The following is a 24,167-nucleotide window of genomic DNA, read 5'->3' as shown; positions in this document are numbered from 1 at the left end:
TGGGGTAAGAAAAAAGGAGGGGGTAGGGCGGGAAATGAGCAGTGTTCAGGTCACAAAATTAGGCAATCAGGCCCGCCCATAACGCCCGGCCAAGGGGAATAGTTGAGCGGCTATAAAAAAGCCGCCCGGTCATCCGGGCGGCTTTTTCTAATCAAAAACGCTGAGCAGACCAAGTGCCTAGCGGCGGTTATTGCCGCCCATAAAAATGCTCACGTAGTAGAGCAGCGTGGCCAGCGAGCTGATGGCCGCTACCACGTAGGTCATGGCGGCCCACCAGAGGGCGTCTTTGGCCATTGTGTGCTCCTGCGTGGTAACAATGCCGCGGCGGTCCATCCAGGCCAGGGCGCGGCTGGAAGCGTCGAACTCGACGGGCAGGGTGATAAAGCTGAAGAGTGTGGTCAGGGCAAAAAAGGCGATGCCCAGGCCCAGCGGCACCGGCGTGCGGTTAATCAGGAGCACGCCCGCCAGCAAAATGAAGGGCATGAAGCGCGACACGGCGCTGACGGCCGGCACGACGGCCGAGCGCAACTGCAAGAACGAGTAGCCCTGCGCGTGCTGCACGGCGTGGCCGCACTCGTGGGCGGCGACTGCCGCCGCGGCGGCGCTGCGCTCGGCGTACACCGACTCGCTCAGGTTGACGGTGCGGTTGGTGGGGTCGTAGTGGTCCGACAGGGAGCCGGACGTGGAGACCACGCGCACATCGCGGATGCCGTGGTCGGCCAGCATCTGCTCGGCCACTTCGCGCCCGCTCAGGCCGGAGCGCAGGCCTTCTTTGGCGTACTGAGCGAACTTGCTGCGCAGGCGCCACTGAATGAAAAAGCTGACCAACATGGTCAGAATCAAAAACATATACATGGCAGAGAAAGGAAAAGGATGAAGAAAAACCTATTGCGAGCTGACCGGAGCGCCGTTTGAGCTTGCGATAATTAAACATCAGCGCGCCCAATTTCGCTCCCAGTTTCTATTCCCCGCAGGTTTCCTACCCCCCTCTTTTCACCTCAGCCCATTTCCCGGATGCGGGCCACGATGCGCGAGGTGCTGTAGCCGCTCACCAGCGGCACGGTGAGCACCTGCCCGCCGCGGGCCAGCACCAGCTCATGGCCCACAATCTGCGCTACGGCATAGTCGTCGCCTTTCACCAGCACGTCGGGCTGCACGAGTTCAATTAATTCGAGGGGGGTAGGCTCGCCAAACAGCACGACGGCATCGACAAAAGCCAGCGCCGCCAGGATGCGGGCCCGCGCGGCTTCGTCCTGCAAGGGCCGGCCGGGCTTAAGGCAGCTCACCGAGCGGTCGGTGTTGAGGCCCACGACCAGCGCATCGCCCAGGGCGCGGGCTTTTTCCAGGTAGTCGACGTGCCCCAGGTGCAGCAGGTCGAAGCAGCCGTTGGTGAACACCACGCGCCGGCCGGCGGCCCGCCAGGAAGCCAGCGTGGCGGGCAGCGCTGCGCGGGTCAGAATTTTGTCGGCGGTGGGCACGGGCGGGCGATGAAATAGTGAGATAGTGGAATGGTGAGTGTCGGTCATTCTGCGCTGGTGGGGGACCTTATTCCGCCGGAACGACTTGCGTAACAACGACTTGTTCTAACTCGATAAGGTCCTTCGCGGCGCTCAGGATGACGGACGCTCACCACTTCACTATTCACACTAGCTCACCATTTCACCGCTCACCACTTCCTTGCCCCGCCCGGTGCGGGCCATGCTGGCGACGAAGCTGATGCCGCCCATCAGCACCACCAGCAGCGTCTGGGCGCCGTGGGCCACCAGCGCGTAGGCAATGCCGCCTTCCTTGGAGATGCCATATACCAGTAAAGTGCTCTGCACCAGCAGGTGAAACGTGCCGATGCCGCCCGACACCGGCGCGGCCATGCCAAAGGCGCCGAACGTGAGCACGGCCAGCCCGGCGCCCAGCCCGAGGCGGCTGGTTTCGGGGAAGGCGAAAAAGGTGAGGTAGCTGGTCAGGAAATAAACCGACCAGGTGAAGAGCGTATGAAACAGAAACAGGCCCTTGCGCTCCAGCTTCAGCACGCTGAACACGCCGGCCAGCATTCCGCGCGCGAAGCCCACGAGGCGATTGAAAACGGCGTTTTGCTGCAAGCGCTCCAGGTTGCGCAGCACCCCAAACAGGGCGCCTGCCAGCAGCACAGCCGCCATAGCGGCCACGACGATGAGCGTAGTCTGGTTGCGGGCCAGCGCGTCGTAGCGGCCCTTCAGCAGCCAGTCCGTGACCCAGGCCCAGAACTTATTGAAATCGACCAGCAGCGTGGCGCCGAGCAAGCTCAGGAGCACCACCACATCGATGATGCGCTCGGCCACCACGGTGCCCAGGCTCATCTCGACCGGCACGCCGCCGGTGCGCCGCAGAATGGAGCAGCGGATGACCTCGCCCATGCGCGGCAAGACCAGGTTGGCCAGGTAGCCGACCATCATGGCGTGATAGACTTCGGCGTAAGATGTCCGCGCCGTGCCTGTGGCCGAGTCGAGCTGCATCTTCCAGCGGTAGGCCCGACTGCCGTAGCCCAGCGCCGAGAGCAGCAAGGTCAGGGCCAGCCAGCCGTAGTTGGCCTCGCGCAGAGTCTGGCCGATGCGGCTCAAATCCTGCCCGCGAATAGCGTAGGCCATCAGCAGGCCCGAGATGGCCAGCAGCAGCGCGTACTTGAGGATGGTAAGTAGTTGTTTCAAATGGCGGTCATCCTGAGCACAGCGAAGGACCTTGTCACGCCCACGCTGCATGGATTTGTTTTCTCTGACGAACGCAGCCGTGATAAGATGCTTCCTTCGTCAGCATGACAGGCGGCTACCCCAGCCGGTTGTGCTGGTCGGGAAACACCAGCGTGGGCTTGTGGGCGCGGGCTTCGGCAAAGTCAATCAAGGCATAGGAGATGATGATAACGATGTCGCCCACGGCCACGCGGCGGGCGGCCGGACCGTTGAGGCAAATCATGCCCGAGCCCCGCACCCCGCAGATGGTGTAGGTCTCGAACCGCTCGCCATTGTTGACATTGACGATGGTCACCTTCTCGTTTTCCACCATATTGGCCGCGTCGAGCAGGTCCTCGTCAATGGTGATGCTGCCCACGTAGTGCAGCTCGGCCTGCGTGACTTTGGCGCGGTGAATCTTTGACTTGAGAACCTCAATGTGCATGACGCGGGTAAAGCGGAAGGAGATATGGCCGGCAAAGATACGGATTGTACAGGGCCGCATTTTGCTTTAAACTTTGACTTCAGTTTCAGTTTATAAGCTGTGAAGCCCATCCCTACCCCCTCTCCCTGCGGCGAAGCCGCTGCTTATCCGCGCGTTACGGCTCTACCACCACATTATCAATGAGCCGCACGCCATCCAGGTGGGCGGCCAGGCACAGCACTACGGCCCGGCCGGGCTCGTACTGCTGAAGCGGCTGCAAGGTCTGCGCGTCAGCTACCTCAAAATACTCCGGCGTGATAGCCGGCTCCTGCGCCAGCGCGGTCAGCGCCTCGGCCTGCACTTGCGCGGCCCCTACCCCCCCCTTCACTTGCAAAGCCGCCGCTTGCAGCACCTCGTGCAGCCGGGGCGCCACGGCCCGCGCTGCGAGGCGGAGGCGGCGGTTGCGCGAGGACATGGCCAGCCCGTCGGCCTCGCGGATGGTGGGGGCCGCCACCAGCTCCAGGTCAAACGATAAATCGGCCACGAGCTGCCGGATGATGGCCACCTGCTGCCAGTCTTTCTGCCCAAAATACGCCCGGTGCGGGCGCGCCAGGTGGAAGAGCTTGCTCACCACCGTCGCCACGCCGTTGAAGTGGCCGGGGCGGTGGGCGCCCTCCATCACCCGCTCCAAGGGCCCAAAATCAAAGCGCAGCACCGCCGGCTGCGGGTACATTTCTTCGGCCGACGGCAAAAACAGGGCCGTGCAGCCGGCCGCGCGCAGCAGTTCGGCGTCGGCCTCCGGCACCCGCGGGTAGAGGCGGAAGTCGTCGGGGTTGTTGAACTGCGTGGGGTTGACGAAGATGGTAGCTATCACCACATCGCAGTCCTGCCCGGCCGCGCGCACCAGCTGCAAGTGCCCCTCGTGCAGGGCGCCCATCGTGGGCACGAGGCCCAGACGCTGCCCGGCGGCGCGCGCCTGTTCGGTGAAAGCGTGCAACTCTGCCGCGGTTGTGAGAGTCTTCATGGGGTAGGAAGGGCCCAAAGTACCCATTTTGGGGCCGGGCAAGCGGGTAAGATTGAATTTCCGCTCAAAATTGTTTAATTTTGTGCGGCCAAACTCTGGCCTGCTCCTACTTTCTTTCCCCACCCCTTTATGTCGAAGCTTCGCATTCTGTACGCGGCCACCGAAATTGACCCTTTCCTGCAGACGACCAAGGTAGCGGAAATGCTGCGCCGGCTGCCCCAGGGGATGCAGGAAATGGGCGCCGAAATTCGCATCTTCGTCCCGCGCTTTGGCTGCATTAACGAACGCAAAAACCGCCTCCACGAGGTCGTCCGACTCTCCGGCATCAACATCGCCGTCGGCGAAGACGAAAAGCCGCTCATCATCAAAGTTGCTTCGATTCCGACCGCTAAGCTCCAGGTTTATTTTATTGATAACGAAGACTACTTCCACCGCAAGTCGGTGATGGTCGACAAGGACGATAAATTTCACCCCGACAACGACGAGCGCGCTATTTTCTTCTGCAAGGGCGTGCTTGAGACCGTGAAGAAGCTGGGCTGGTCGCCCGACATCGTGCACTGCAACGACTGGATGACGGGCCTGATTCCGCTCTACCTCAAGACGACTTACAAGAAGGACCCGGTGTTCAAGAACGCCAAATCGGTGTTTACGGTCTACAATAATACCTTCGACAACAAGTTTGCGGGCAACATCGTCGAGAAAGCTAAGATGCTGGACATCGACGATGCCATGCTGGCTGGCCTGGCCAGCAGCGACTGCAATGGCTTCATTCGCATGGGCATGGAGTACGCCGATTCGGTGGTGAAGTCGGATGAGGATTTCAGCGACGACGTGAACGGCTTGTTCCAGGAATACTCGCTTAAGAAGCAGCTGGGGCAAGTGGGCACCGGCGACAACCTGCTTTCCTCCTACTATGCTCTTTACAATGAGCTGGCTAACTAGCCGCTACCGTAGTTTTAGCGCGTCGGCCCTGCTGGCCGGCGCGTCTTTTTTAGGGCTGACCGCCTGCGAAACCACCGGCGACCTGACCGTCGATTTGCCCGACACCGAGCCCACCAGCTCCACCTATATCGACCTGCCAGTCAATGCCGCCACCGTGCTGCTCGACCCGGCGCTGACGCTGAAGTCGGACCGCTTTCTGGTAGGGCGCCTGCGCGACCAGGTGACGGGCCTGACTGAGGCGCGGGCGGTGCTTAACCTGCGGCCCAGCAATGCCCTGGCGGACCTGCCGGGCCAATTAAAGTCCACGCTGCCTGGCATTCGCACCCAGTTCGCACTTGACTCCGTGGTGCTGTTTGCACCCTTCGAACAGGTATATGGCACGGCCGCCGCACCGCTGCGCTACGACGTATTTCCGCTGGCCACGAAGCTCAGTGAGCAGGTAGTTTACACGGGGGTCTCGGATTTTGAGGCCAGTTCCGAAGCCATTGCCACGAATCTGAGCGCGCCGCTCAACGCCACTCGCCAGCTGACCCAGCCCGCCAGCGACGGCAGCGGCACGGTGATAACCACCGTGCCGAATCAGCTGGTTCGGCAGGTGTTGCAGGCCCCCAACGACTCACCTAAACCGCTGTTCGCGAGCATCTTTGAGAAGATGAGCGCCAGCACGTTTTCCCAGGCTGACCTTGATGCGCTGCTGGCCGGCATTGTGCTGGCGCCTAGCGCCGGCTACGAGGGCAGCATTGTGGGCTTCGGCCGCAGTGCAACGACCGGCGCGCAGCTGCGCTTCAGCTTCAGCTACGACAGCGCCCAGACCGCGCCGCTGCCGCCGGCGCGCAAGAAGCGCAGCTACAGCCTGTTCTTCGGGCCGGGCTTGAATAGCAGCGGCAGCGGCGCCGCCAGCGACCCGCGCTATTTCACGCAGTTGAGAATTGACCGCAGCGGCAGCCAGTTGGCGGCGCTCAGCAACCAGAGCCAGGCCGTGCCGGCGGCGGCGCTCGATGGGCGCAGCTACTTGCAGGCGGGCACGGGCCTGGGCACGCGCATCACTTTCAGCGACTTAGTCAAGCTGGAAGCGCTGCGCAACACGCCCGGTGTGGCCATCAACCGGGCTGAGCTGCGGGTACCGGTGCAGCCCTTCACGACGGGCGTATTTCCCTACCCCCCCAGTTTCTACGCCCTGGAAGTAGACGCCGCCAACCAGGTGCTGCTGCGTACCGTGGATGGCGTACCAACCGAGCGTGTAGTGCAGCGCGACGGCCAGAACCAGCAGCGCAATGACTTTGAAGCCAGCGCTAATCTGGTAGATGCCGGCTCGACCAACCCCTATTACAGTATGCTGATAACCAGCTACCTGCAAGCGTATCTGACGCCCAACGGCCTGGGCCCTGACCAGCCCTTACCGGCAGCGTTGGTACTGACGCCGATGCTGCGCAGCACCACTATTGTCATCCAGAACAGTCTTGCCAAGATACCGCAGCCGCTAACCCTGAACCGGGCGGTGACGGACGCTAATAATATTCATTTGCGCGTATATTACTCGCAACTGCGCTAGTTCATTTCCTTTGGTCGGCGGCACCTTTTTTGATAAGGCGCCGCCGACCTTTTTATTTCTTTCCAGAAAAGTACATTATGTGCGGTATCGTTGCTTACGTAGGCCACCGGGAGGCCTGCCCCATCATCCTTAAAGGCCTGCACCGGCTCGAATACCGCGGCTACGACTCGGCCGGCGTGGCGCTCCTGAATGGCGCGCTGAACGTCTATAAAAAGAAAGGCAAGGTCGCTGACCTCGAAGCCTTTCTGGCCGACAAGGATACCCACGCCACCGTGGGCATGGGCCACACCCGCTGGGCCACCCACGGCGAGCCCAACGACCGCAACGCCCACCCGCACTATTCTACCTCGGGCCGCATCGCGCTGATTCACAACGGTATCATCGAGAACTACGCCGCCCTCAAGCAGCACTTGGAGCAGCAGGGCCACACATTTCATTCTGATACAGACACGGAAGTTTTTGTTAATCTGATTGAAGAGATTCAGAAGCAAAACGAGTGCTCGCTGGAAGAAGCCGTGCGCCTGGCCCTGCACGAAGTGGTGGGCGCCTACGCCATCGTGGTACTCAGCACCGATGCCCCCGACCAGCTTATCGCGGCCCGTAAGGGTTCGCCGATGGTGATTGGCATCGGGGAGGGCGAGTTTTTCGTGGCTTCGGATGCCAGCCCAATTATCGAGTACACGAGCGAGGTAGTGTATGTAAACGACCACGAGATTGCCGTCATCAGGGGGGGTAGGCTGGAGATTCGCTCGCGGGAGGACGTGGAGCAGACGCCCTACATCCAGCACCTGGAAATGGAGTTGGACTCGATTGAGAAAGGCGGCTACGAGCACTTCATGCTCAAGGAGATTTTTGAGCAGCCGCGCTCCATCCTGGATTCGATGCGCGGGCGCTTGGAGTTAGAGTCGGGACAGCTGATTATGAGCGGCTTCCAGGCATATGAGCAGAAATTTGTCAACGCCCAGCGCATTATCATCGTGGCTTGCGGCACCTCCTGGCACGCCGGTTTGGTAGCCGAGTATTTGATTGAGGACCTGGCGCGCATTCCGGTGGAAGTCGAATACGCCTCGGAGTTCCGCTACCGCAACCCTATCATCACGGAGCGCGATATCGTGCTGGCCATCTCGCAGAGCGGCGAGACGGCCGACACGCTGGCCGCCATCGAGCTGGCCAAGAGCAAGGGCGCCACGATTTTCGGCATCTGCAACGTGGTGGGCTCCAGCATTGCCCGCGCCACCGACGCCGGCGCCTACACCCACGCCGGCCCCGAAATCGGCGTGGCTTCCACCAAAGCTTTCACGGCCCAGGTCACGGTGCTGACGGTGCTGGCCATGCTTATCGGGCAGAAGCGCGGTACCATCGCCGAGCCCAAGCTGCGCGAGCTGATGGCCGAGCTGGGCCAGATTCCAGCTAAGGTGGAAAAGGCGCTCAAGCTCGACGCCGAGATACAAGCTATTGCCGCCGAGTTCAAGGACGTGCCCAACTTCCTCTACCTGGGCCGGGGCTACAACTTCCCGGTGGCGCTGGAAGGTGCGCTTAAGCTCAAGGAAATCAGCTACATCCACGCCGAGGGCTACCCCGCCGCCGAGATGAAGCACGGCCCCATCGCCCTGATTGACGAGAACATGCCGGTCGTAGTCATCGCCACCAAGGACAGCTCCTATGAGAAGGTCGTGAGCAACATTCAGGAAGTGAAAGCCCGCAAGGGCCGCATCATCGCCGTGGTAAGCGAAGGTGACACGGTAATTCCGGCGATGGCCGAGTTCGTCGTGGAGGTGCCCCACACCTCGGAGGTGCTTACGCCGCTCGTGTCGGTGATTCCGCTGCAACTGCTGAGTTACCACATCGCCGTCATGCGCGGCTGCAATGTGGACCAGCCCCGCAACCTGGCCAAGTCCGTGACGGTGGAGTAAGGACCACTGATTACCGCGGATTTTGCGGATTAATCGGATTTTGTAAGCGATTCCACATCAATCCCACTTAATTCCCTACCCCCTAAAACGAAAAAGGCCACTCGTGCGAGTGGCCTTTTTCGTTATAATTCTCAAAAGCAGAATCGCCTACAAAATCCGATTAATCCGCAAAATCCGCGGTAATCAGTGGTTCAGGGTGAATGGCTCCCCGCGCAGCGCCTGCCGCTTGAGCAGCGGGCAGATTTTATACTGCTCGTCGTGGGTGTCGTGCCACATGGCTTCCAGCACCGCGTGCACCCGCGCCACGCCGATGGCGTTGGCCCACTCGAAGGGCCCGCGGGGGTAGCCCGTGCCGAGCTTCATGGCCAGGTCAATGTCCTGGATGGAGGCTGTGCCTTCCTGCAAGGTGTAGCAGGCCTCGTTGACAATCATGCAGATAACGCGGGGCGTGACCAAACCTACCCGGTCTTCAACCACGCGGTAGTCGGTGCCGAGGGCGGCGCAGGTTTCGGCCAGCTTCGCGCGGTTGGCTTCGTGGTAAAGGCTGACTTCGAGCAGCGGGCGGTTGAGCAGGGTAGGGAGGCCGCAGAAGCCGAAGATGGAGGCGAATCCTTTACCTAACTGGGTGATCACATTGGTAGAAGCTTCGGCAAAGTATGGTGCCTGACCTTTTTTTTCTAAGAAAAGAGGCCATAAGCCTTCACTAAAGGAAAAGAGTACATCGGCAGCACTCAGTAGCTCAGACCCTAGCTGTTCGAGTTGCTCCCAAGCGGCAGCTGTTTCTGGTGGGTCGAGAGTCAAAAAGTTGTACTCATGCCCCGGCCCAAACTTGGCCCGGAACTCCGCCTCTACGTGCCCGCCGTCAATGACCAGAATGTGCATGGTTTCGCCGTTACTTTAGGCCTCAAAGATATCCCTACCCCCCTCTCCCGCCGCCAACCATGCCGCACCAAATCATCCTCACCGACCAGGCGCCCGCGCCGATTGGACCCTACTCGCAGGCCGTGAAGGCAGGCAGCACCGTGTACGTGTCGGGCCAGATACCGCTGGACGCGGCCGGGCAGTTGGTGGCGGGCGACGTGGCGGCGCAAACGCAGCAAGTGCTGAAGAACCTGACGGCCGTGCTGGCTGCCGCGGGGCTGAGCCTGACCGACGTGGTGAAGTGCAGCATCTTCGTCAAAGACTTGGGCAACTTCGCCGTGATTAATCAGATTTACGGCTCCTACTTCGACGAGGCCACGGCACCGGCGCGGGAAACCGTGGAAGTCAGCCGGCTGCCGCGCGACGTGGAGGTAGAGATTTCCTGCATCGCCGTGGCGGCGCAATAGCCAGCCGCGCAGCTCGTTACGCAAATTCCCTACCCCCCTTCTTCCCATGAAAGAGCTTGGACTTGGCTTGCTGCTCGTCGGCCTGATTTCGCTGGCTTTGCGCCTGATTAATCCCAACATTCAGTACGTGTTTCTGACCTGGATTGACCAGTGGGGCGCCAACGTAGGTTGGGCCATCCGCATCGGGATGACGCTGCTGGGGCTGCTGCTGTGGCTGGGCTTCCGAAACCGGGACTGAATGGTAGCGTGGACTCTGCGAGTCCGCGCGTGAACGAAACCCGAACGGCTCGCCTAAACCTAAACGGCGCTCGCGCGGACTCGCAGAGTCCACGCCACTGCCCGTTACCTTTGCACCATGACTGAACGAGACGTTCGGGTGCGCTTTGCGCCCTCGCCGACCGGGCCGCTGCACATTGGCGGCGTGCGCACGGCCCTGTATAACTTCCTGCTGGCCCGCAAGCTGGGCGGCAAAATGCTGCTTCGCATCGAAGATACCGACCAGAACCGCTTCGTGCCCGGCGCCGAGGACTACATTCTGGAGGCGCTGGCCTGGTGCGGCATCGTGATTGACGAGGGCCAGGGCGTGGGCGGGCCCCACGGTCCCTACCGGCAAAGTGAGCGCAAGCCCCTGTACCGGCAGTACGCCGACCAGCTCATCCAAGGCGGCCACGCCTACTACGCCTTCGACACGCCCGACGAGCTGGACGCCATGCGCGCGCGCCTGCAAGCCGCCAAGGTGCCCAATCCGCAGTACAACAGCATCACGCGCGCCCAGATGCGCAACTCGCTCACCTTGCCCGAGGACGAGGTGACGCAGTTGCTGGCCGACGCGGCGCCCTACGTGATTCGCCTGAAGGTGCCGCGCAAGGAGGAAATCCGGTTTCAGGATATGATTCGCGGCTGGGTCGTGGTGCATTCGAGCAGCATTGATGACAAGGTGCTAATGAAGTCGGACGGGATGCCGACGTACCATCTGGCCAATATTGTCGATGACCATTTGATGGATATCTCGCACGTCATCCGGGGCGAGGAGTGGTTGCCGTCGGCGCCGCTGCACGTGCTGCTGTATCGGTATCTGGGCTGGGAAAGCACCATGCCGCAGTTCGCGCACCTGCCCCTGCTGCTCAAGCCCGATGGCACGGGCAAGCTCAGCAAGCGCGACGGCGACCAGTTGGGCTTCCCGGTTTTTCCGCTGGAGTGGCGCGGCCTGGACATTGAAACCGGTGAGCCAACCGTGAGCCGCGGCTACCGCGAAGAAGGCTATCTGCCGGAGGCAATGGTCAATTTCCTGGCGTTTCTGGGTTGGAATCCAGGCTCGCAGCAGGAGATTTTCTCAATGGACGAGCTGATTGAGGCCTTCTCGATTGAGCGGGTGAGCAAGTCGCCGGCCAAGTTCGACCAGCACAAAGTCAAGTGGTTCAACGAGCACTACCTGCGCGCCAAGCCTGACGCCGAGCTGGCGCCCTACCTGCTGGATGCGCTGCACGCCCACGGCCTCGACTGCACGCCCGAAAAAGCCGCCCAGATTGTGGGCGTGATGAAGGAGCGGGTGAGCTTCCCGCAGGACTTCTGGCAGGAAGCCAAATACTTCTTCCAGGCGCCGGATTCCTACGACGAGCAGGTCGTCAGCAAGAAGTGGAACCCGCAGGTGGGTGCGGCCCTCACGGCCTATGCCGCCGCCCTGCCCAGCGCAGCCGACACGTCGGCGGAGAGCCTGAAAGCGCTATTCAACCAAGTAATGGAAGCCCAGGGCCTCAAGCCCGGCCAGGTGCTGCAAGCTCTGCGCGTGGCCGTGACGGGCGGCGCCGCTGGCCCGGATTTGTTTGAGACACTGCGCATTCTGGGAATAATTGAGGTGGCGCAGCGGCTGCGGGCCGCCGTAAGCCGGCTCGGCTAGGTAGGATTGCGAAACGCCCAAGACGGGGGCGGCGGGCGGTAGCCCGTCGCCCCCGTTTGTTTGAGCAGCCAGCAGCACAGTGTCTAACAGACAATTATATAAATTTATACTATATACTACAACGCGCGTTGGTTCCTAGCTTTACAAACCTTTGTGCCCGATTTTCTAATTACCTAACATTTCCTACATGCTATCAACACTACGCTTCGCGCTGCGAAACTGCTTCCTGCTGCTGGCCCCGGCAGTAGCTGTAGCGCAGGCGCCCACCATTACGGCCACCTTGCCAGCTGCCAACGCGCGGGCCGCCGCCCGCACCGGCCCGGTCACGGTCACGTTCAGCCAGCCGCTGACGGCTAGCTCAGCGGCGGCGCTGAAGGTGTACTCAGCCCAGCGCGGCGGGCTGCGCAGCCGCGGGGCGACCCCGGCCGTGGTTAGCGGCAATGCCCTCACCTTTCGGCCTGAACCTTATGACTTTTACCCAGGTGAGGTAGTGAGCGTGACCACGACCGTCGCCGCGCAAGCCGCTAATGGAGCGCTCCTAGCCGCGCCGCGGGTGCAGCAGTTTACGGTGGCCGTGCGGGGCGGCACGGGAGGTTTTGGCCCCATTACGCAGCAGTTAGCAGTGGGCCTGGACCCATTTGGCTTGACGGCAGCGGACCTGGATGGCGACGGCGACCTGGACTTTATCGTAGCCAGCAACAACTCGACCAGCGTGGGACTCAACGAGGGCCGGGGCTTTTTTACGCTCAAGCCGCAACCACTGCCGGGCGGCAGCAGCGGCGAGGTGGTGGCCGCCGATGTGGACAGTGATGGCGACCTGGATTTGCTCGTGCCGAACCGGGGTAGCTCGGTGCGGGTGCTGCTGAACGAGGGCCAGGGCAGCTTCCGCGAGACCCCCAGCCTGGGCCTGGTGAGTGCAGCTCAGGTAGGCCGCGTCGCGGCCGCCGACGTGGACGGCGACGGCGACCTGGATTTGCTGGCCACCAACCCCGGCCTTACGACTGGCGTCAGCACGGTCAGCGTGCGCTTCAACGATGGCAGCGGCGCATTCAGTGGTGGGGGCAACTATCCGGTGGGCCGCGGGGCCCTGGACCTGGTGAGCACGGATGTGGACAACGATGGTGACCTGGACCTGGCTACCGCTAGCTACGACGACGCTTTCGGGTCGACGGTGAGTGTGCGGCTCAATGATGGGCGCGGCGTGTTCGGCGGAGGCGGCGACTATGCCGTGGCGCGTGGTCCCTCCGGACTTAAGGCGGCCGACCTCAATGGCGACGGCTTCGTCGACCTGCTCATGGCGAGCAGCTACAACCGGCCCGGCGCGGTCAGCCTGCGGCTCAACGACGGACAAGGCCGGTTCCCCGGCGGCTCCGACTTGGTGGCGCGCGAGAATCCGTTGGATGCGGCCGTTGCCGACCTGAACGGGGACGGCCACCTCGACCTCCTGGCCACTAGCCAGGGCAGCAGCACAGTGAGCGCCTGGCTCAATGGCGGCGACGGCACGTTCGGCTCGCGCACTGACTACGTCATGGGGGCGGGCGCTCTGGGCCTGGTGGCGGCCGACCTTGACCAGGACGGCGACCTCGACCTGCTCACGGCGGACGTAGACGCCGGCACGGTGAGCATTCGCCTTAACGGCGGCACTGGGCTCGCCGCGGCCGGACCTAGCGCGGCCCCTGCCCGCTTCAGCCTGGCTCCTAACCCCGCGCAGGGCGCAGTGCGCGCAACTGGCCTGGCCGCGGGCCAGCTTGTCGAGGTGCTTGATGCGCTGGGCCGCACCGTGGGGACGGCGACGGCAGGCCCCAGGGGCGAGGTTACGCTGCCCCTGCCCGCCGGACTGCCGGCCAGTGTGTATGTCGTGCGCGCCGGGCCCCAATCCGTCCGGCTGCTAGTGGAATAGGAGCGGCCGTTCGTGCGGGATATTAGTAAATCTTAGGTTCAGGCCGCGCCGTATGCGCTACGGCGCGGCCCTGCGGTTTTCCATTAAGGTACCGGCGGCCCCCATCTAATGTTCATTGCTCATTATTAATTACTCATTGACTCATCATGGCCAAGAAACCCACCAAGCCCGCCGCCAGCAAGAAGCCCGACCCCGACAAGAAAGCCCGCGTCCACAAGGAGTTGGAAGGCTTTGAGATTAAAGTTAATCCGCTGGGCGAGATTATCTCCAACTACACCATTGAGGAGGTTAACTCCTTTTTGGGCCGCCACGTGCGCGACAAAAAGCTGGTCGACCGCGCCGGCGCATTCGGCGAAAAGCCGACTCCCGAGGAGCTGGAAGATGAAGCCTTCCCCATCGCCGACGCCGAGCACAACCCCGAGCCCGAAGAAACCGACGAGGACTTTATGAAGCGCACCAGCCGCGAGGCCAAGCGCAAAAAGGACGTGGCCGACCCCGCCGCCGAAGCCGCCGAGGCCCGCAAGGAGTTGCCGGACGACGAGGGGTAGGAAATAAAAAAGGGTGCGGGGCGTGCCCCCGCCCGGCGCACGAACGAGCCAGATTCAGTTATTAAAGCAACTGGCCCGGACGGTGGGCGGGGGCAAACCCGGCGCCTTATGCTCAGCCTGTCCTTGCCTACAGTCGCGTAGTATTCACCACCCGCCCGTACTTGTCATAGGCCTCTACCCAGGCCCGGCGGCCCTGCTCAAAATGGATGCGACGCGCCTGCGTGCCGTTATCGTAGGCATCGAGTGCGGTGGTGTCGCCTTGCTCGCTGAAGCTCGCCCAAGGGCCAAACCAGTAGAAGCGGGCACCCTTGCCGCCGGTCAGCCACTGCGCCTGGCCGCGGCGGGCGGGCTTGCCGCTCGGATACCAATAGGTAACTTCGCAAAAACCCTCGCGGCCGTATTTCTCGGAGTGGTCGAGGGCGCCGGTGGGCGCGTAGTATTTGAACGTGCGGATGGGCTGGCCGTGGCGGTAGCGGCCCGTCGTGTAGGGTTCTTTGCGGGCCTCATCGTAGTAGGTGCGCCAGCGGCCCTGGGGCTGGTCGTGACGGTCGTAGCGGTTGCGCGGCCCGAAGCCCAGCGGCAGCGGGCCGCCGGCCGGCCGCGAGCCGGCGCAGGCCGCCAGCAGCAGCGCGCCGCTGATTGATAACAAAAGCGGGAACGAGCGCATGGCAAAGAGTATTTTGATTAAACTATAAAGTTAGTTGAAAACTATTCCCGCTAACGCTCAAAGCGGGAAAATGGTGCGCACTGAGCTAACGAGTCCGGTGGGGCCTACTATATCAGCCCGCACCTATCTTTGGCCATCCCCTACCCCCCTCTCCGGCCATGAACTCCCACGAAATTGACTACCGCATTCTCGGCGCCGACATTCAGGTGCTCGAAGTTGAGCTGGACCCCCAGGAAACTGTGATTGCCGAGGCCGGCGCGATGGTGTACATGGACGAGGCCATTACGTTCGAGACGCGTATGGGCGACGGCTCGGCGCCCGACCAGGGCCTGCTGAGCAAGCTGTTTTCGGCCGGCACCCGGCTTATTACGGGCGAGAGTTTGTTTCTGACGCACTTCACGCACCGCGGCGCGGCCGGCAAGAGCAAGGTGGCGTTTTCAGCGCCCTACCCCGGCACCATCATTCCGCTGGACCTGAGCACCTTGCCGCAGGGTCTGATTGTGCAGAAAGATGGTTTTCTGGCTGCCGCGCGCGGCACCAAAATCAGTTTGCACCTCAACCAGAAGCTCGGGGCCGGCTTTTTCGGCGGCGAGGGCTTCATCCTCCAGCGCCTGAGCGGCGATGGCCGCGCCTTTATTCACGCCGGCGGCACGGTCATCGAAAAGCAGCTGAATAATGAGCTGCTGCGCGTCGATACGGGTTGCGTGGTGGCATTTGAGCCGGGCATTGATTTCAGCATTACGCGTGCCGGCGGGCTGAAATCAATGATTTTCGGGGGCGAGGGGCTGCTGCTGGCCACGCTGCGCGGTACGGGCCGGGTGTGGCTGCAATCCATGCCGATTAAGAAGCTGATTCAGGCATTGTCTCCGGCCGGCGGCAATGCCCGCAAGGAAAGCGGTGGTGTGCTCGGCGGCTTGCTCAACGGCGTTCTGGACGAGTAAGGGGGGTAGGGATTCCGGGCGCGGGCCGCTATTGCAGTGCCAGTCTCCGCTTTTCCAGTTGCGGGGCGCTGGCCCACCGGCCCACTCAGGTGCGCGCGGCCACGCGTAACACGGCCTCCAGCACCTGGCGCGAATTGCTCAGGCGCGGCACCTTGTGCTGGCCACCGAGCTTGCCCAGCGAAGCCAGCCAGGCCTCGAAGGTGCCGGCCGGCAGCACCCGCAGCCGGGGCGGGGCCAGGGCCAGGTCGCGGTGGCGCTTGGCATCATAGTCGGAGTTGAGCGCGCGCAGCGTGGCATCGAGCACCTCGGCGAAGCGGGCAGGCTCGGCGGGCGGCGGACCGGCAAACTCCACGGCCCACTCGTGGCCGCCGCGCGAATCGCCTTCGTGCGCGCTGAAGTAGATGGGCGCAGCCGTGAAGTCGCGCACGGCCGCGCCCGTGGCCCGGCCGGCGGCGGCCACGGCAGCTTCGGCATTCTCAATCACAACTTCTTCCCCAAAAGCATTCAGGAAGTGCTTGGTGCGGCCCGTGATGCGCAGCCGGTAGGGCGCCAGCGAGGTGAAGCGCACCGTGTCGCCGATGAGGTAGCGCCACAGGCCGGCGTTAGTGCTAATGACCAGGGCATAGTTCCTACCCAGCTCTACGTCGCGCAGCGGCACCGGCCGCGGGTTCGGGCTTTCAAATTGCTCAGCGGGCAAGAATTCGTAGTAGATGCCGTGGTCGAGCAGCAGGAGCATATCCTCCGAATCGGGCTGGTCCTGCAAGGCAAAATAGCCTTCCGAGGCATTGTAAATCTCCAGATAGCGCATCCGCGGGTCCGGAATCAACTGCCGGAACAGCTCGCGGTAGGGCCCGAATGCCACCGCGCCGTGCAGAAACAAGCGCAGATTGGGCCAGACCTCGGTGATATGCGCGGCGCCGGCCAGCGCCGTGACGCGGCGCAGCAGCACAATCATCCAAGTGGGCACGCCGGCCAGCACGCGCACGTCGGCCCGCAGCGCATGGCGGGCAATGCGCTCGATTTTCTCTTCCCACTCTTCGAGCAAAGCTAAGTGCAGCGGCGGGGTGCGCAGAGCCTGCGCCCAGCCTGGCAGCCGCGCCATGATGATGGCCGACACATCGCCGGTTTGCTGCTCTTCCGAATTCCCTACCCCCCCCGCGCTCGCCAAAGCCGGCCGCAGCGGATTAGGGCCCAGTGCGCCGCCTAGCGAGAGCGTCTTGCCGGCCAGCAGCCGCTCCCGCGGGTACAGATGGGTGCTCAGCGCCAGCATATCGCGCCCGGCGCGGTAGTGGCCCTGGCGCAGGCTCTCATCAGTGACGGGGATGTACTTACTGCGGGCGTTGGTCGTGCCGCTGCTCTTGGCAAACCAGCGCACGGCTCCCGGCCAGAGCACGTCGGGCGCGCCGCGCATGACGCGCTCAAGCTCCGGGTACAGCTGCTCATACGTGCTCACTGGCACGCGCCGGGCAAAGTCGGCCATCGTCGGGTTTTCGCCGAAGCCGTAGCGCCTACCCCACTCCGTGCGCCCAGCCCGGCGCAGCAGGCCGGCCAGCAGCCGCTGCTGCGTCTCGTGGGGCTGCTCGCGCAGCCGCGCCAGGCGCGGCAAACTGCCGAGCTGCACGGCGGCGGCGAGAAGCTGGTCGAGCACGTTCCTTGAGTTATGAGTTAAAAATTATGAGTTATAAGTTGCTGGTTAAAAGCCGCCTAACGCGCCGGTTGGGCAACTCATAACGCATAATTTTTAACTCATAACTCCCTTGAGACTGTCCGCTTCAGCTCGAAGTTCTTGCCTAAGTAGACGCGGCGCACGGTTTCGTCGGCGGCCAGCTCTTCGGCGGTGCCGGCCTTGAGCAGCTTGCCCTCGAAGAGCAGGTAGGCGCGGTCGACGATGTTGAGCGTGGCGTTGACGTCGTGGTCGGTGATGAGCACGCCGATGTTGCGGTCCTTGAGGCGGGCCACGATGCCCTGAATTTCCTCGGTGGCGATGGGGTCGACGCCCGCAAAGGGCTCGTCGAGCAGCACGAATTTGGGGTCCACGGCCAGGGCGCGGGCAATTTCGGTGCGGCGCCGCTCGCCGCCGCTGAGCACCTTGCCCAGGTTTTTGCGCACGTGCGTCAGGCTGAACTCGTTCAGCAAGTCTTCGACTTTTTGCTTCTGCGCGGCCTTGGAAAGAGCAGTCATTTCGAGCACGGCCAGGATGTTTTCCTCGACGCTCAAATCCCGAAACACGCTGGCTTCCTGGGCCAGGTAGCCCACGCCGCGCCGCGCCCGCTGGTAGATGGGCAGCCGGGTAATATCCTCGTTATCGACGTAAATGTGGCCCGAATTGGGCTTCACCATGCCCACCATCATGTAGAAGCAGGTGGTTTTGCCCGCGCCGTTGGGGCCCAGCAAGCCCACGATTTCGCCCTGCGCCACCGTCACCGACATGTCGTTGACGACGGTGCGGGCCTTGTATTTCTTGAACAGGTTATCGGCGCGAAGAATCATAAGTAGGGCAAAGGTAGCGGGCCTGGTTCGCCCTCGGCATCTCCCGCGCGCCTACCCCCCTCCGCTACGGGGAAGGGGAATTATAGCGACGCAACTTGGCAGGTAGCTTTGGACCTTATCCGCTTAACGCATGAACGCTCGATTCCGGCATTTCACCCGCTTCTCGCGCCCCGCGCTGGCGCTGCTGTTCGTGGGGGCCGGGGTGCTGCATTTCCTCGCGCCGCAGCCCTACCTGCGCATCATGCCGCCGGGGCTGCCCGCGCCGCTGCTATTAGTTTACGTAAGCGGCGCATTTGAAATCGGACTCGGCTTGCTAGTGCTGCCGCGGCGCACGCGCCGGCTGGCGGCCGGGGGCCTGGTGGCGCTGCTGCTAGCCGTGTTTCCGGCTAATATTTATATGGCCGTGGCGCATGAGCAGCTGCACGTGCCCGCCTGGCTGGCCTGGGGCCGCCTGCCGCTGCAAGGGCTATTGATTTGGTGGGCGCTGGCGGTGAGCAGAAACCAGTGAACAGTTAGCAGTGAGCAGTTATCAGTCAGCCCCAGTGGGGCGGCCCATCGGTAGAAACGGGGCAGAAAAATGCCCAAGCCTGAGCCGGGCGACCCAACCGGCCGCACGAACGGCGCTGGTTTATTGGGTCATCCTGCCGGGACTTTGGTGCGGATGAGGGGGTAGGGATTCTACTGATGAGCCGCCCCGCTGGGACTAACTGATAACTGCTCACTGCTAACTGTTCACTGTCCTACTCCCACTGCACGTCCAGCAGCTTGAGCTGCACGGTGCGCTGGCCGCGGAACTCGTTCATTTCCACGGTATAGCAGACGTTGAAGCTGGCGTGCTCGTCCTGCACGAGGCGGGGCAGGTAGGCGCCCAGCCCGAAGCCAATGGCCTCGACCGGCGCGGCGGCTTCTTCGGCCGTGGGGTGGGCCGGCAGCAGGCGCAGCTTGAGGTGGCCTTGGCCGACGGGCCGGGCTGAGTTGGGCAGCGCCCGCACGCCACGGGTAGCGAAGATGGGCTGCGGGTTGCCCGGCCCGAACGGCGCCAGCTGGGACAGCTGCGCGCATAGCTCTTCAGTGATATCGGATAGATGCAGTTCGGCGTCAATCTCAATCGGCCTGACCAGCTGGGTATCCACCAGCCGCTCAGCCACCACCTGCTCGAACTGCGCCTGAAAAGCGGGCACGTTCTCCTCGCGCAAGGTGAGGCCGGCGGCGGCGCGGTGCCCGCCGAACTGCTCCAGCAGCGGGGCGCAGGCTTCGAGGGCGTCGTGCACGTCGAAGCCGGCCACCGAGCGGGCCGAGCCGGTCACTTTGCCGTCGCGCTTGGTGAGGATGACCGTGGGGCGGTAGTACTGGTCGAGGCAGCGCGAGGCGACGATGCCGAGCACGCCCTGGTGCCAGTCGGGCTGGTAGAGGACCGTGGTGCGGGCGTTTTGCAGCTCCGGACTGGCCGCAATCAGGGCCAAGGCCTGCTGCGTGGTGTGCGAATCGGAGGTGCGGCGCTCCTGGTTCATGCGGTCCACCACTTCGGCAGTGTGGCGGGCTTCCTGCTGGTCGGGAGCCAGCAGCATGGCCACGGCACGGCGGGCGTCGCCCATGCGCCCGGCGGCGTTGATACGCGGAGCGAAGCCAAATATGAGTGAGCTGATGCCCAGCGGGCCTTCGCGCAGCGTGGCCAGCTCGCGCAGGGCGGCCAGGCCGGGGCGCAGGGCCACCTCGCTATTGAGGCGGCGCAGGCCGTAGTGGGCCAGGATGCGGTTTTCGCCCGTGATGGGCACGATGTCGGCCGCGATGCTCACCGTCACCAAATCCAGCAGCTCGTAGAGCGGTTCCGGAGGCAGATTCAGATGTTCGCTCAGGCCCTGCATCAGCTTGAAGCCTACACCGCAGCCCGCCAGGTCTTTGTAGGGGTAGGGGCAATCGGCGCGCTTGGGGTCGAGCACGGCCACGGCGGCGGGCAGCTCGTCGCCGGGCAGGTGGTGGTCGCAGATAATGAAATCGACGCCCAGGCTGGCGGCATACGCCACTTCGGCCACGGCCTTCACGCCACAGTCGAGGGCAATGATGAGCTTAAAATCGTTTTCGGCGGCGTACTCGATGCTTTTGCTGGAGATGCCGTAGCCTTCGGTGTAGCGGTCGGGGATGTAGTCGTGCAGGCGAGCGGCGCCGAAGAGCGGGGTCAGGAAGCTCATCACCACGGCCACCGACGTGATGCCGTCCACATCATAGTCACCAAAGACCAGCACCTTTTCGCCTTCGTTCAGGGCGCGGGTCAGGCGGCCCACGGCGCGGTCCATATCCTGCATCAGCAGCGGGTCGGGCAGGTAGTCGAGGTCGGGGGCGAAGAAGTCGCGGGCGGCGGCTTCGGTGCGGATGCCGCGCTGGCAGAGCAGCCCGGCTACGGTTGGGCTTACCGCGAGGGTTTCGACCAGCGCCTGCGCGCAGGCCGGGTCGGGCGAGGGAGCATAATTCCAGCGTTTAAGAATGGGCAGCGGCATATAGAATAAGGAGCGGGATAAGTTCAAAAGTACGCACAAACGCCCGCGCCGGGCCGCTGGGCGTACCTTCACCCGCTTGATTCCCTACCCCCCGGCCATGCGCAAGCTCCGCGAATTCTACCATAAATACCAGCCGTACATCCTCTCTGACGGGCTGATGTACGTGGTGTTCGTTGTGGTGCTGGGGCTGATGTTCTTGTTTTTCGGCTAACCTTTTTACCCATGCGTCTTTGCTTTCGCCTGCTGCTGGCGGGTGCGGCTCTGCTGCCCGGCCTTGTCCAGACCGCCGCCGCGCAGCCCACCAAATTCTCCCTTGTAGCGCCCGACTGCTACGTGCACACCACGTACCTCACCCCCTACCCCACCACCAACGGCCTGGTCGTGCGCACCAGCGCAGGCGCCGTGCTCATCGACACCGGCTGGAACGCCGGCCAGGCCCGCCAGTTGCGCCGCTGGGTGCGGCAGCAGTGGCGGCAGCCCATCGCGCTCTGCATCGTCACCCACAGCCACCGCGACCGCGCCGGTGGCGCTAACTGGCTGCACCGGCGCGGCGTGCGCGTAGTCAGCACGGCGCTCACCGCCGAGAAGCTACGGGCCGAAGACGCCGCCTGGGCCCGCGGCGGCCTGCCCGCCGACACCACCTTCACCGTGGGTGGGCAGACCTTCCGCACCTACTTCCCCGGCGCGGGCCACGTCCCCGACAACATCGTGGTGTGGCTGCCGCAGCAGCAATTGCTGGTGGGCGGCTGCCTCATTAAAAGTACCGAGGCGCAGGACCTGGGCAACCTCGCCGACGCCAACCCCATCGCCTGGGTGCCCACTATGCAGCGCGTGATAAGCCAATTTCCGGAGGCCAGGCTGGTCATTCCCGGCCATCAGGCCTGGGGCGACGCCCACTGCCTGCAACACACTCTAGACCTGCTCAAAGCCGCCGGCCACTAACCCAGGCTCCATTCCCTACCCCCCTCTTTCTACTTAACCCTACTGCACCCCGTCGCCGCGCAGCTTGCGGAAGCGCTTGCGAGCTTCGGCCACGTAGATGCTGCCCGGAAACTTGACCAGTACCTCATTATAAAGCGCCTGTGCCTTGGCGCGGTCCTTCAGGTCTTCTTCCTGAATGCGGGCCAGCAGAAACAGCGCGTCGTCGCTCAGCACGTCAGTTTTGGCGTTGCCAGTAATCTTTTCCAGCGTGGCGACGGCGCCGGCAAAGTCGCCGGTGCGGCGCAGTAGCTGCGCCTTGAGATACCAGGCATCGTCGGTCAGGGACTGGCCGGGGTATTTTTCCAGCAGCGCATCCAGACTTTTTAAGGCTTCGGGCAGCTTATTTTGAAACACGAGCTGCTCGACAGTGGCGTAGTCGCGCAGGCCCAGGCCGAGCGTGTCTTCCACCGTGTTGTCCTGAATCAGCAGGGCGAGCTGCATGGCGTCGTTGGAAATTTCGCGGGTCGTGGCTTCTTTAAGAATATCTAAGTGGCTCTGGGCCAGCTTAAAATCACCGGCGAAGTAGCTCAGCCGGGCGTTGCGCAGTTTGGCTTCGTAACCCAGCGGCGTTTCCTTGTGCGACTTCTCGACCTGCGAATACAGCAGCGTGGCTTCCCAGGGCTCGGCCTTAAGTAAGTACAAGTCGCCGAGCGTGATTTTAGCCTCGTCCACGACCTCCGAGCTGGCGCGCGGCAGGTTGACGACCTCTTGCAGCAAGCTCATGGCTTTGGGCTGCTGACTGAGCTGAAAGGCGTACAGATTCGCCAGGTTGCGCAGCACCGGCGCGGTGTCGGCCGTGCGGCCCAGCTCCGTGAGCAGCGCCTCGTATTCCGTGACCAGCGCCCGCACCTTGGCTAAATCGACGGGGTAGGAATCCTTGACCTGCGCCTCGCGGGCTTGCAGCAGGCGCTGCCGGGCCAGGTTGTAGAATGGGCCGTCGCGGTACTCCTTCACCACGTAGGCGTAAGCGTCGATGGCGCTGTCGTAGTCTTTGTTCTGCTGGGCAATGCCGGCCAGCTCCAGCACCCGGCCACCCTGCGCGCGGCTGCGCCGGTCCAGCGCCCGCGCCTGCACCAGGGCCCCGGTGAAGTCGCGCCGCTGCACTTGCAGCCACAAGAGCAGCTCCGAATACGCCACCGCGTCGGGATGCTCCTGCACCGACTTGACCAAAATCTTCTCCAGCGCGTCGAAGTCTTTTTCTTCCCGCAGCGCATTCTGAAGCATGTTGCGCACAAAAGGCAGTTGCTTTTCATCCTGCTGCACCAGGCGCAGCGTCTCGGCCAGTACCTTTTCCTGCTGCTGGCTCTGGGTGTAAAGCTGAATCAGCTGCGGGGCAAACTCGGTGTCATTCCGGGCCAGCTCGCGCCCACGCAAGTAGCTGCGCTCGGCCCACTGCGGCAGCTCGCGCCGGTTGAACTCCTGCGCCACCACCGGCGCCTGCGCCGCCGTGAGCTGGCTCACCACCCGCCCGTACTGCCTGTCGGCCGCGCCCGCGTCGCCGCCGGCCGCCAGCACTGTGCCCAGCACCACGCCGTTGGTCGCCGCCTCGTCGGGCCGCTGCCTGATGGCTTTTTTGACTACTTTCTCGGCGTCCTTGTAGCGCTTCAGTGCCAGCAGCGAAGCCAGGTAGTCGGGCAGCACGGCGGGACTGGTTTGCTCTTCGGTCTTCAGCTTTTCGTAGAGAAAAACCGCCTTGTCGTGCTCCTGCCGGCGGGTGTAATCGCGGGCCAGCGTGGCGGCCGGCACCGGCGCAAACCCCGAATCCCTACCCCCCTGCTGCGCGGTAACGGGTCCGGCAAGCAGCAGGCTGGCGCCGAGCAGCGGCAATAGTAACCAACGCCTCATCGGGAAGAGCACCATAGCAGAGTCTGAGCGCATGAAAGTTGTTTCTAGATGCTAGTGAGCAAACGAATACACGTACGCCTATTCAACCCGCGCCCGCGCCGTCGGCGCCGTGCCCTGGGCCAGCTGATACAGCCAATCGGCGGTTTCGAGCGAAAATAACCGCTCGCCGGTCACCTGATTCACGCGGGCCGGCACGTCTTCTACTACTACCACGCGCCCATCCACCTGCATCAGATGCGTCACCAGTTCGTCCCGCAAGTCAGCTTCTTCGCGAGCGTACATTTCCTGGATTGTTTCCATTGCTATGATTTGCGGGTTATGAAATCAGACAACCACTCCGTCAGATTGGGTTCGTAGGCCGTAATATTTTTCACCAGCGCCCGGCTGGGGCAGGAACAAACAACGTGCAGCGGCCGCCCAGCAGCTGTATAACCAAAAACAAGGCAGCTAGGTCCGTACCGGTCCGCCGGGTACGTCTCTACCAGTCGGCCCGCCGTCGGGACCTGCTGGATGTCAGCCCC

24 protein-coding genes are annotated in these 24,167 nt (G+C 63.1%); 11 read left to right on the top strand and 13 right to left on the bottom strand.

The window, feature by feature from the left end:
• Window positions 1–177: 177 nt before the first annotated feature.
• The 5 genes from ACFE70_RS17775 to panC all read right to left on the bottom strand — a co-directional run bounded on the left by ACFE70_RS17775 (window position 178) and on the right by panC (window position 4,147).
• Complete coding sequence (locus ACFE70_RS17775; protein WP_375419126.1) at window positions 178–855, bottom strand: zinc metallopeptidase; 678 nt, start codon at window positions 853–855, stop codon at window positions 178–180.
• A 143-nt stretch (window positions 856–998) separates the two neighbouring features.
• Window positions 999–1,526: a D-glycero-beta-D-manno-heptose 1-phosphate adenylyltransferase gene (rfaE2, locus tag ACFE70_RS17770; protein WP_375419125.1), complete on the bottom strand. Its 528-nt coding sequence runs from the start codon at window positions 1,524–1,526 to the stop codon at window positions 999–1,001.
• Between the two features lie 120 nt (window positions 1,527–1,646).
• Window positions 1,647–2,681: a lysylphosphatidylglycerol synthase transmembrane domain-containing protein gene (locus ACFE70_RS17765; RefSeq protein ID WP_375419124.1), complete on the bottom strand. Its 1,035-nt coding sequence runs from the start codon at window positions 2,679–2,681 to the stop codon at window positions 1,647–1,649.
• A 115-nt stretch (window positions 2,682–2,796) separates the two neighbouring features.
• The gene (gene panD, locus ACFE70_RS17760; protein WP_375419123.1) at window positions 2,797–3,144 is read right to left on the bottom strand and encodes an aspartate 1-decarboxylase; all 348 of its coding nucleotides are present in this window, start codon (window positions 3,142–3,144) and stop codon (window positions 2,797–2,799) included.
• A gap of 154 nt (window positions 3,145–3,298) precedes the next feature.
• The gene (panC, locus tag ACFE70_RS17755; protein WP_375419122.1) at window positions 3,299–4,147 is read right to left on the bottom strand and encodes a pantoate--beta-alanine ligase; all 849 of its coding nucleotides are present in this window, start codon (window positions 4,145–4,147) and stop codon (window positions 3,299–3,301) included.
• A gap of 129 nt (window positions 4,148–4,276) precedes the next feature.
• Here panC and ACFE70_RS17750 point away from each other — a divergent pair, with 129 nt between their 5' ends.
• From ACFE70_RS17750 to glmS, 3 genes are all read left to right on the top strand, one after another.
• A complete protein-coding gene (locus ACFE70_RS17750) occupies window positions 4,277–5,089 on the top strand; it encodes a glycogen/starch synthase (protein WP_375419121.1) in 813 nt (270 codons plus the stop codon).
• Window positions 5,073–6,641: a DUF4270 family protein gene (locus tag ACFE70_RS17745; RefSeq protein WP_375419120.1), complete on the top strand. Its 1,569-nt coding sequence runs from the start codon at window positions 5,073–5,075 to the stop codon at window positions 6,639–6,641. The genes ACFE70_RS17750 and ACFE70_RS17745 overlap by 17 nt, the downstream gene beginning before the upstream one ends.
• 77 nt (window positions 6,642–6,718) lie before the next feature.
• Window positions 6,719–8,554, top strand: coding sequence for a glutamine--fructose-6-phosphate transaminase (isomerizing) (gene glmS, locus ACFE70_RS17740; protein ID WP_375419119.1), 1,836 nt, complete (start codon window positions 6,719–6,721; stop codon window positions 8,552–8,554).
• A gap of 183 nt (window positions 8,555–8,737) precedes the next feature.
• Here glmS and ACFE70_RS17735 read toward each other — a convergent pair whose 3' ends face one another.
• Window positions 8,738–9,187, bottom strand: a complete 450-nt coding sequence (locus ACFE70_RS17735) for a 3-hydroxyacyl-CoA dehydrogenase family protein (RefSeq protein WP_375419118.1) — start codon at window positions 9,185–9,187, stop codon at window positions 8,738–8,740.
• A gap of 308 nt (window positions 9,188–9,495) precedes the next feature.
• Between ACFE70_RS17735 and ACFE70_RS17730 the strand changes: the two genes are divergently transcribed.
• The 5 genes from ACFE70_RS17730 to ACFE70_RS17710 all read left to right on the top strand — a co-directional run bounded on the left by ACFE70_RS17730 (window position 9,496) and on the right by ACFE70_RS17710 (window position 14,227).
• The gene (locus ACFE70_RS17730) at window positions 9,496–9,882 is read left to right on the top strand and encodes a RidA family protein (RefSeq protein ID WP_375419117.1); all 387 of its coding nucleotides are present in this window, start codon (window positions 9,496–9,498) and stop codon (window positions 9,880–9,882) included.
• 46 nt (window positions 9,883–9,928) lie between these two features.
• Window positions 9,929–10,120: a hypothetical protein gene (locus tag ACFE70_RS17725; protein WP_375419116.1), complete on the top strand. Its 192-nt coding sequence runs from the start codon at window positions 9,929–9,931 to the stop codon at window positions 10,118–10,120.
• A gap of 117 nt (window positions 10,121–10,237) precedes the next feature.
• Entirely contained in the window at window positions 10,238–11,779 is a 1,542-nt protein-coding gene (gene gltX, locus ACFE70_RS17720) for a glutamate--tRNA ligase (RefSeq protein WP_375419115.1), read from the top strand.
• Window positions 11,780–11,966: 187 nt separating this feature from the next.
• A complete protein-coding gene (locus ACFE70_RS17715; protein WP_375419114.1) occupies window positions 11,967–13,679 on the top strand; it encodes an FG-GAP-like repeat-containing protein in 1,713 nt (570 codons plus the stop codon).
• A 146-nt stretch (window positions 13,680–13,825) separates the two neighbouring features.
• Window positions 13,826–14,227, top strand: a complete 402-nt coding sequence (locus tag ACFE70_RS17710) for a hypothetical protein (RefSeq protein WP_375419113.1) — start codon at window positions 13,826–13,828, stop codon at window positions 14,225–14,227.
• Between the two features lie 127 nt (window positions 14,228–14,354).
• On the opposite strand, the gene ACFE70_RS17705 is transcribed toward ACFE70_RS17710, so the two are convergent.
• Window positions 14,355–14,894: a hypothetical protein gene (locus tag ACFE70_RS17705; protein ID WP_375419112.1), complete on the bottom strand. Its 540-nt coding sequence runs from the start codon at window positions 14,892–14,894 to the stop codon at window positions 14,355–14,357.
• A 158-nt stretch (window positions 14,895–15,052) separates the two neighbouring features.
• Between ACFE70_RS17705 and ACFE70_RS17700 the strand changes: the two genes are divergently transcribed.
• Window positions 15,053–15,835, top strand: a complete 783-nt coding sequence (locus ACFE70_RS17700) for a TIGR00266 family protein (protein WP_375419111.1) — start codon at window positions 15,053–15,055, stop codon at window positions 15,833–15,835.
• Window positions 15,836–15,920: 85 nt separating this feature from the next.
• On the opposite strand, the gene ACFE70_RS17695 is transcribed toward ACFE70_RS17700, so the two are convergent.
• On the bottom strand, window positions 15,921–17,483 hold the full coding sequence (locus ACFE70_RS17695) for a GH3 auxin-responsive promoter family protein (protein ID WP_375419110.1): 1,563 nt from the start codon (window positions 17,481–17,483) through the stop codon (window positions 15,921–15,923).
• 98 nt (window positions 17,484–17,581) lie between these two features.
• The gene (lptB, locus tag ACFE70_RS17690; RefSeq protein ID WP_375419109.1) at window positions 17,582–18,325 is read right to left on the bottom strand and encodes an LPS export ABC transporter ATP-binding protein; all 744 of its coding nucleotides are present in this window, start codon (window positions 18,323–18,325) and stop codon (window positions 17,582–17,584) included.
• 130 nt (window positions 18,326–18,455) lie between these two features.
• On the opposite strand from lptB, the gene ACFE70_RS17685 reads away from it, so the two are divergent.
• On the top strand, window positions 18,456–18,833 hold the full coding sequence (locus ACFE70_RS17685; RefSeq protein ID WP_375419108.1) for a DoxX family membrane protein: 378 nt from the start codon (window positions 18,456–18,458) through the stop codon (window positions 18,831–18,833).
• 232 nt (window positions 18,834–19,065) lie between these two features.
• On the opposite strand, the gene recJ is transcribed toward ACFE70_RS17685, so the two are convergent.
• Window positions 19,066–20,820 (bottom strand): single-stranded-DNA-specific exonuclease RecJ, encoded by a 1,755-nt coding sequence (gene recJ, locus ACFE70_RS17680; protein ID WP_375419107.1) that lies wholly within the window; start codon window positions 20,818–20,820, stop codon window positions 19,066–19,068.
• A 222-nt stretch (window positions 20,821–21,042) separates the two neighbouring features.
• Between recJ and bla the strand changes: the two genes are divergently transcribed.
• Complete coding sequence (gene bla, locus ACFE70_RS17675; protein ID WP_375419106.1) at window positions 21,043–21,762, top strand: subclass B1 metallo-beta-lactamase; 720 nt, start codon at window positions 21,043–21,045, stop codon at window positions 21,760–21,762.
• Between the two features lie 39 nt (window positions 21,763–21,801).
• Here the strand turns inward: bla and ACFE70_RS17670 are convergent, their stop codons facing one another.
• The 3 genes from ACFE70_RS17670 to ACFE70_RS17660 form a co-directional block, all read right to left on the bottom strand.
• A complete protein-coding gene (locus ACFE70_RS17670; protein ID WP_375419105.1) occupies window positions 21,802–23,646 on the bottom strand; it encodes a tetratricopeptide repeat protein in 1,845 nt (614 codons plus the stop codon).
• 78 nt (window positions 23,647–23,724) lie between these two features.
• Complete coding sequence (locus ACFE70_RS17665; protein WP_375419104.1) at window positions 23,725–23,946, bottom strand: hypothetical protein; 222 nt, start codon at window positions 23,944–23,946, stop codon at window positions 23,725–23,727.
• Between the two features lie 2 nt (window positions 23,947–23,948).
• Window positions 23,949–24,158, bottom strand: a complete 210-nt coding sequence (locus ACFE70_RS17660) for a DUF4258 domain-containing protein (protein ID WP_375419137.1) — start codon at window positions 24,156–24,158, stop codon at window positions 23,949–23,951.
• Window positions 24,159–24,167 lie beyond the last annotated feature (9 nt).

Source organism: uncultured Hymenobacter sp., assembly GCF_964243305.1.
Taxonomy (GTDB): Bacteria; Bacteroidota; Bacteroidia; order Cytophagales; family Hymenobacteraceae; genus Hymenobacter.
Note: the sequence above shows the minus strand (reverse complement) of the source record. Positions and strands in the feature narration are given on the sequence as shown.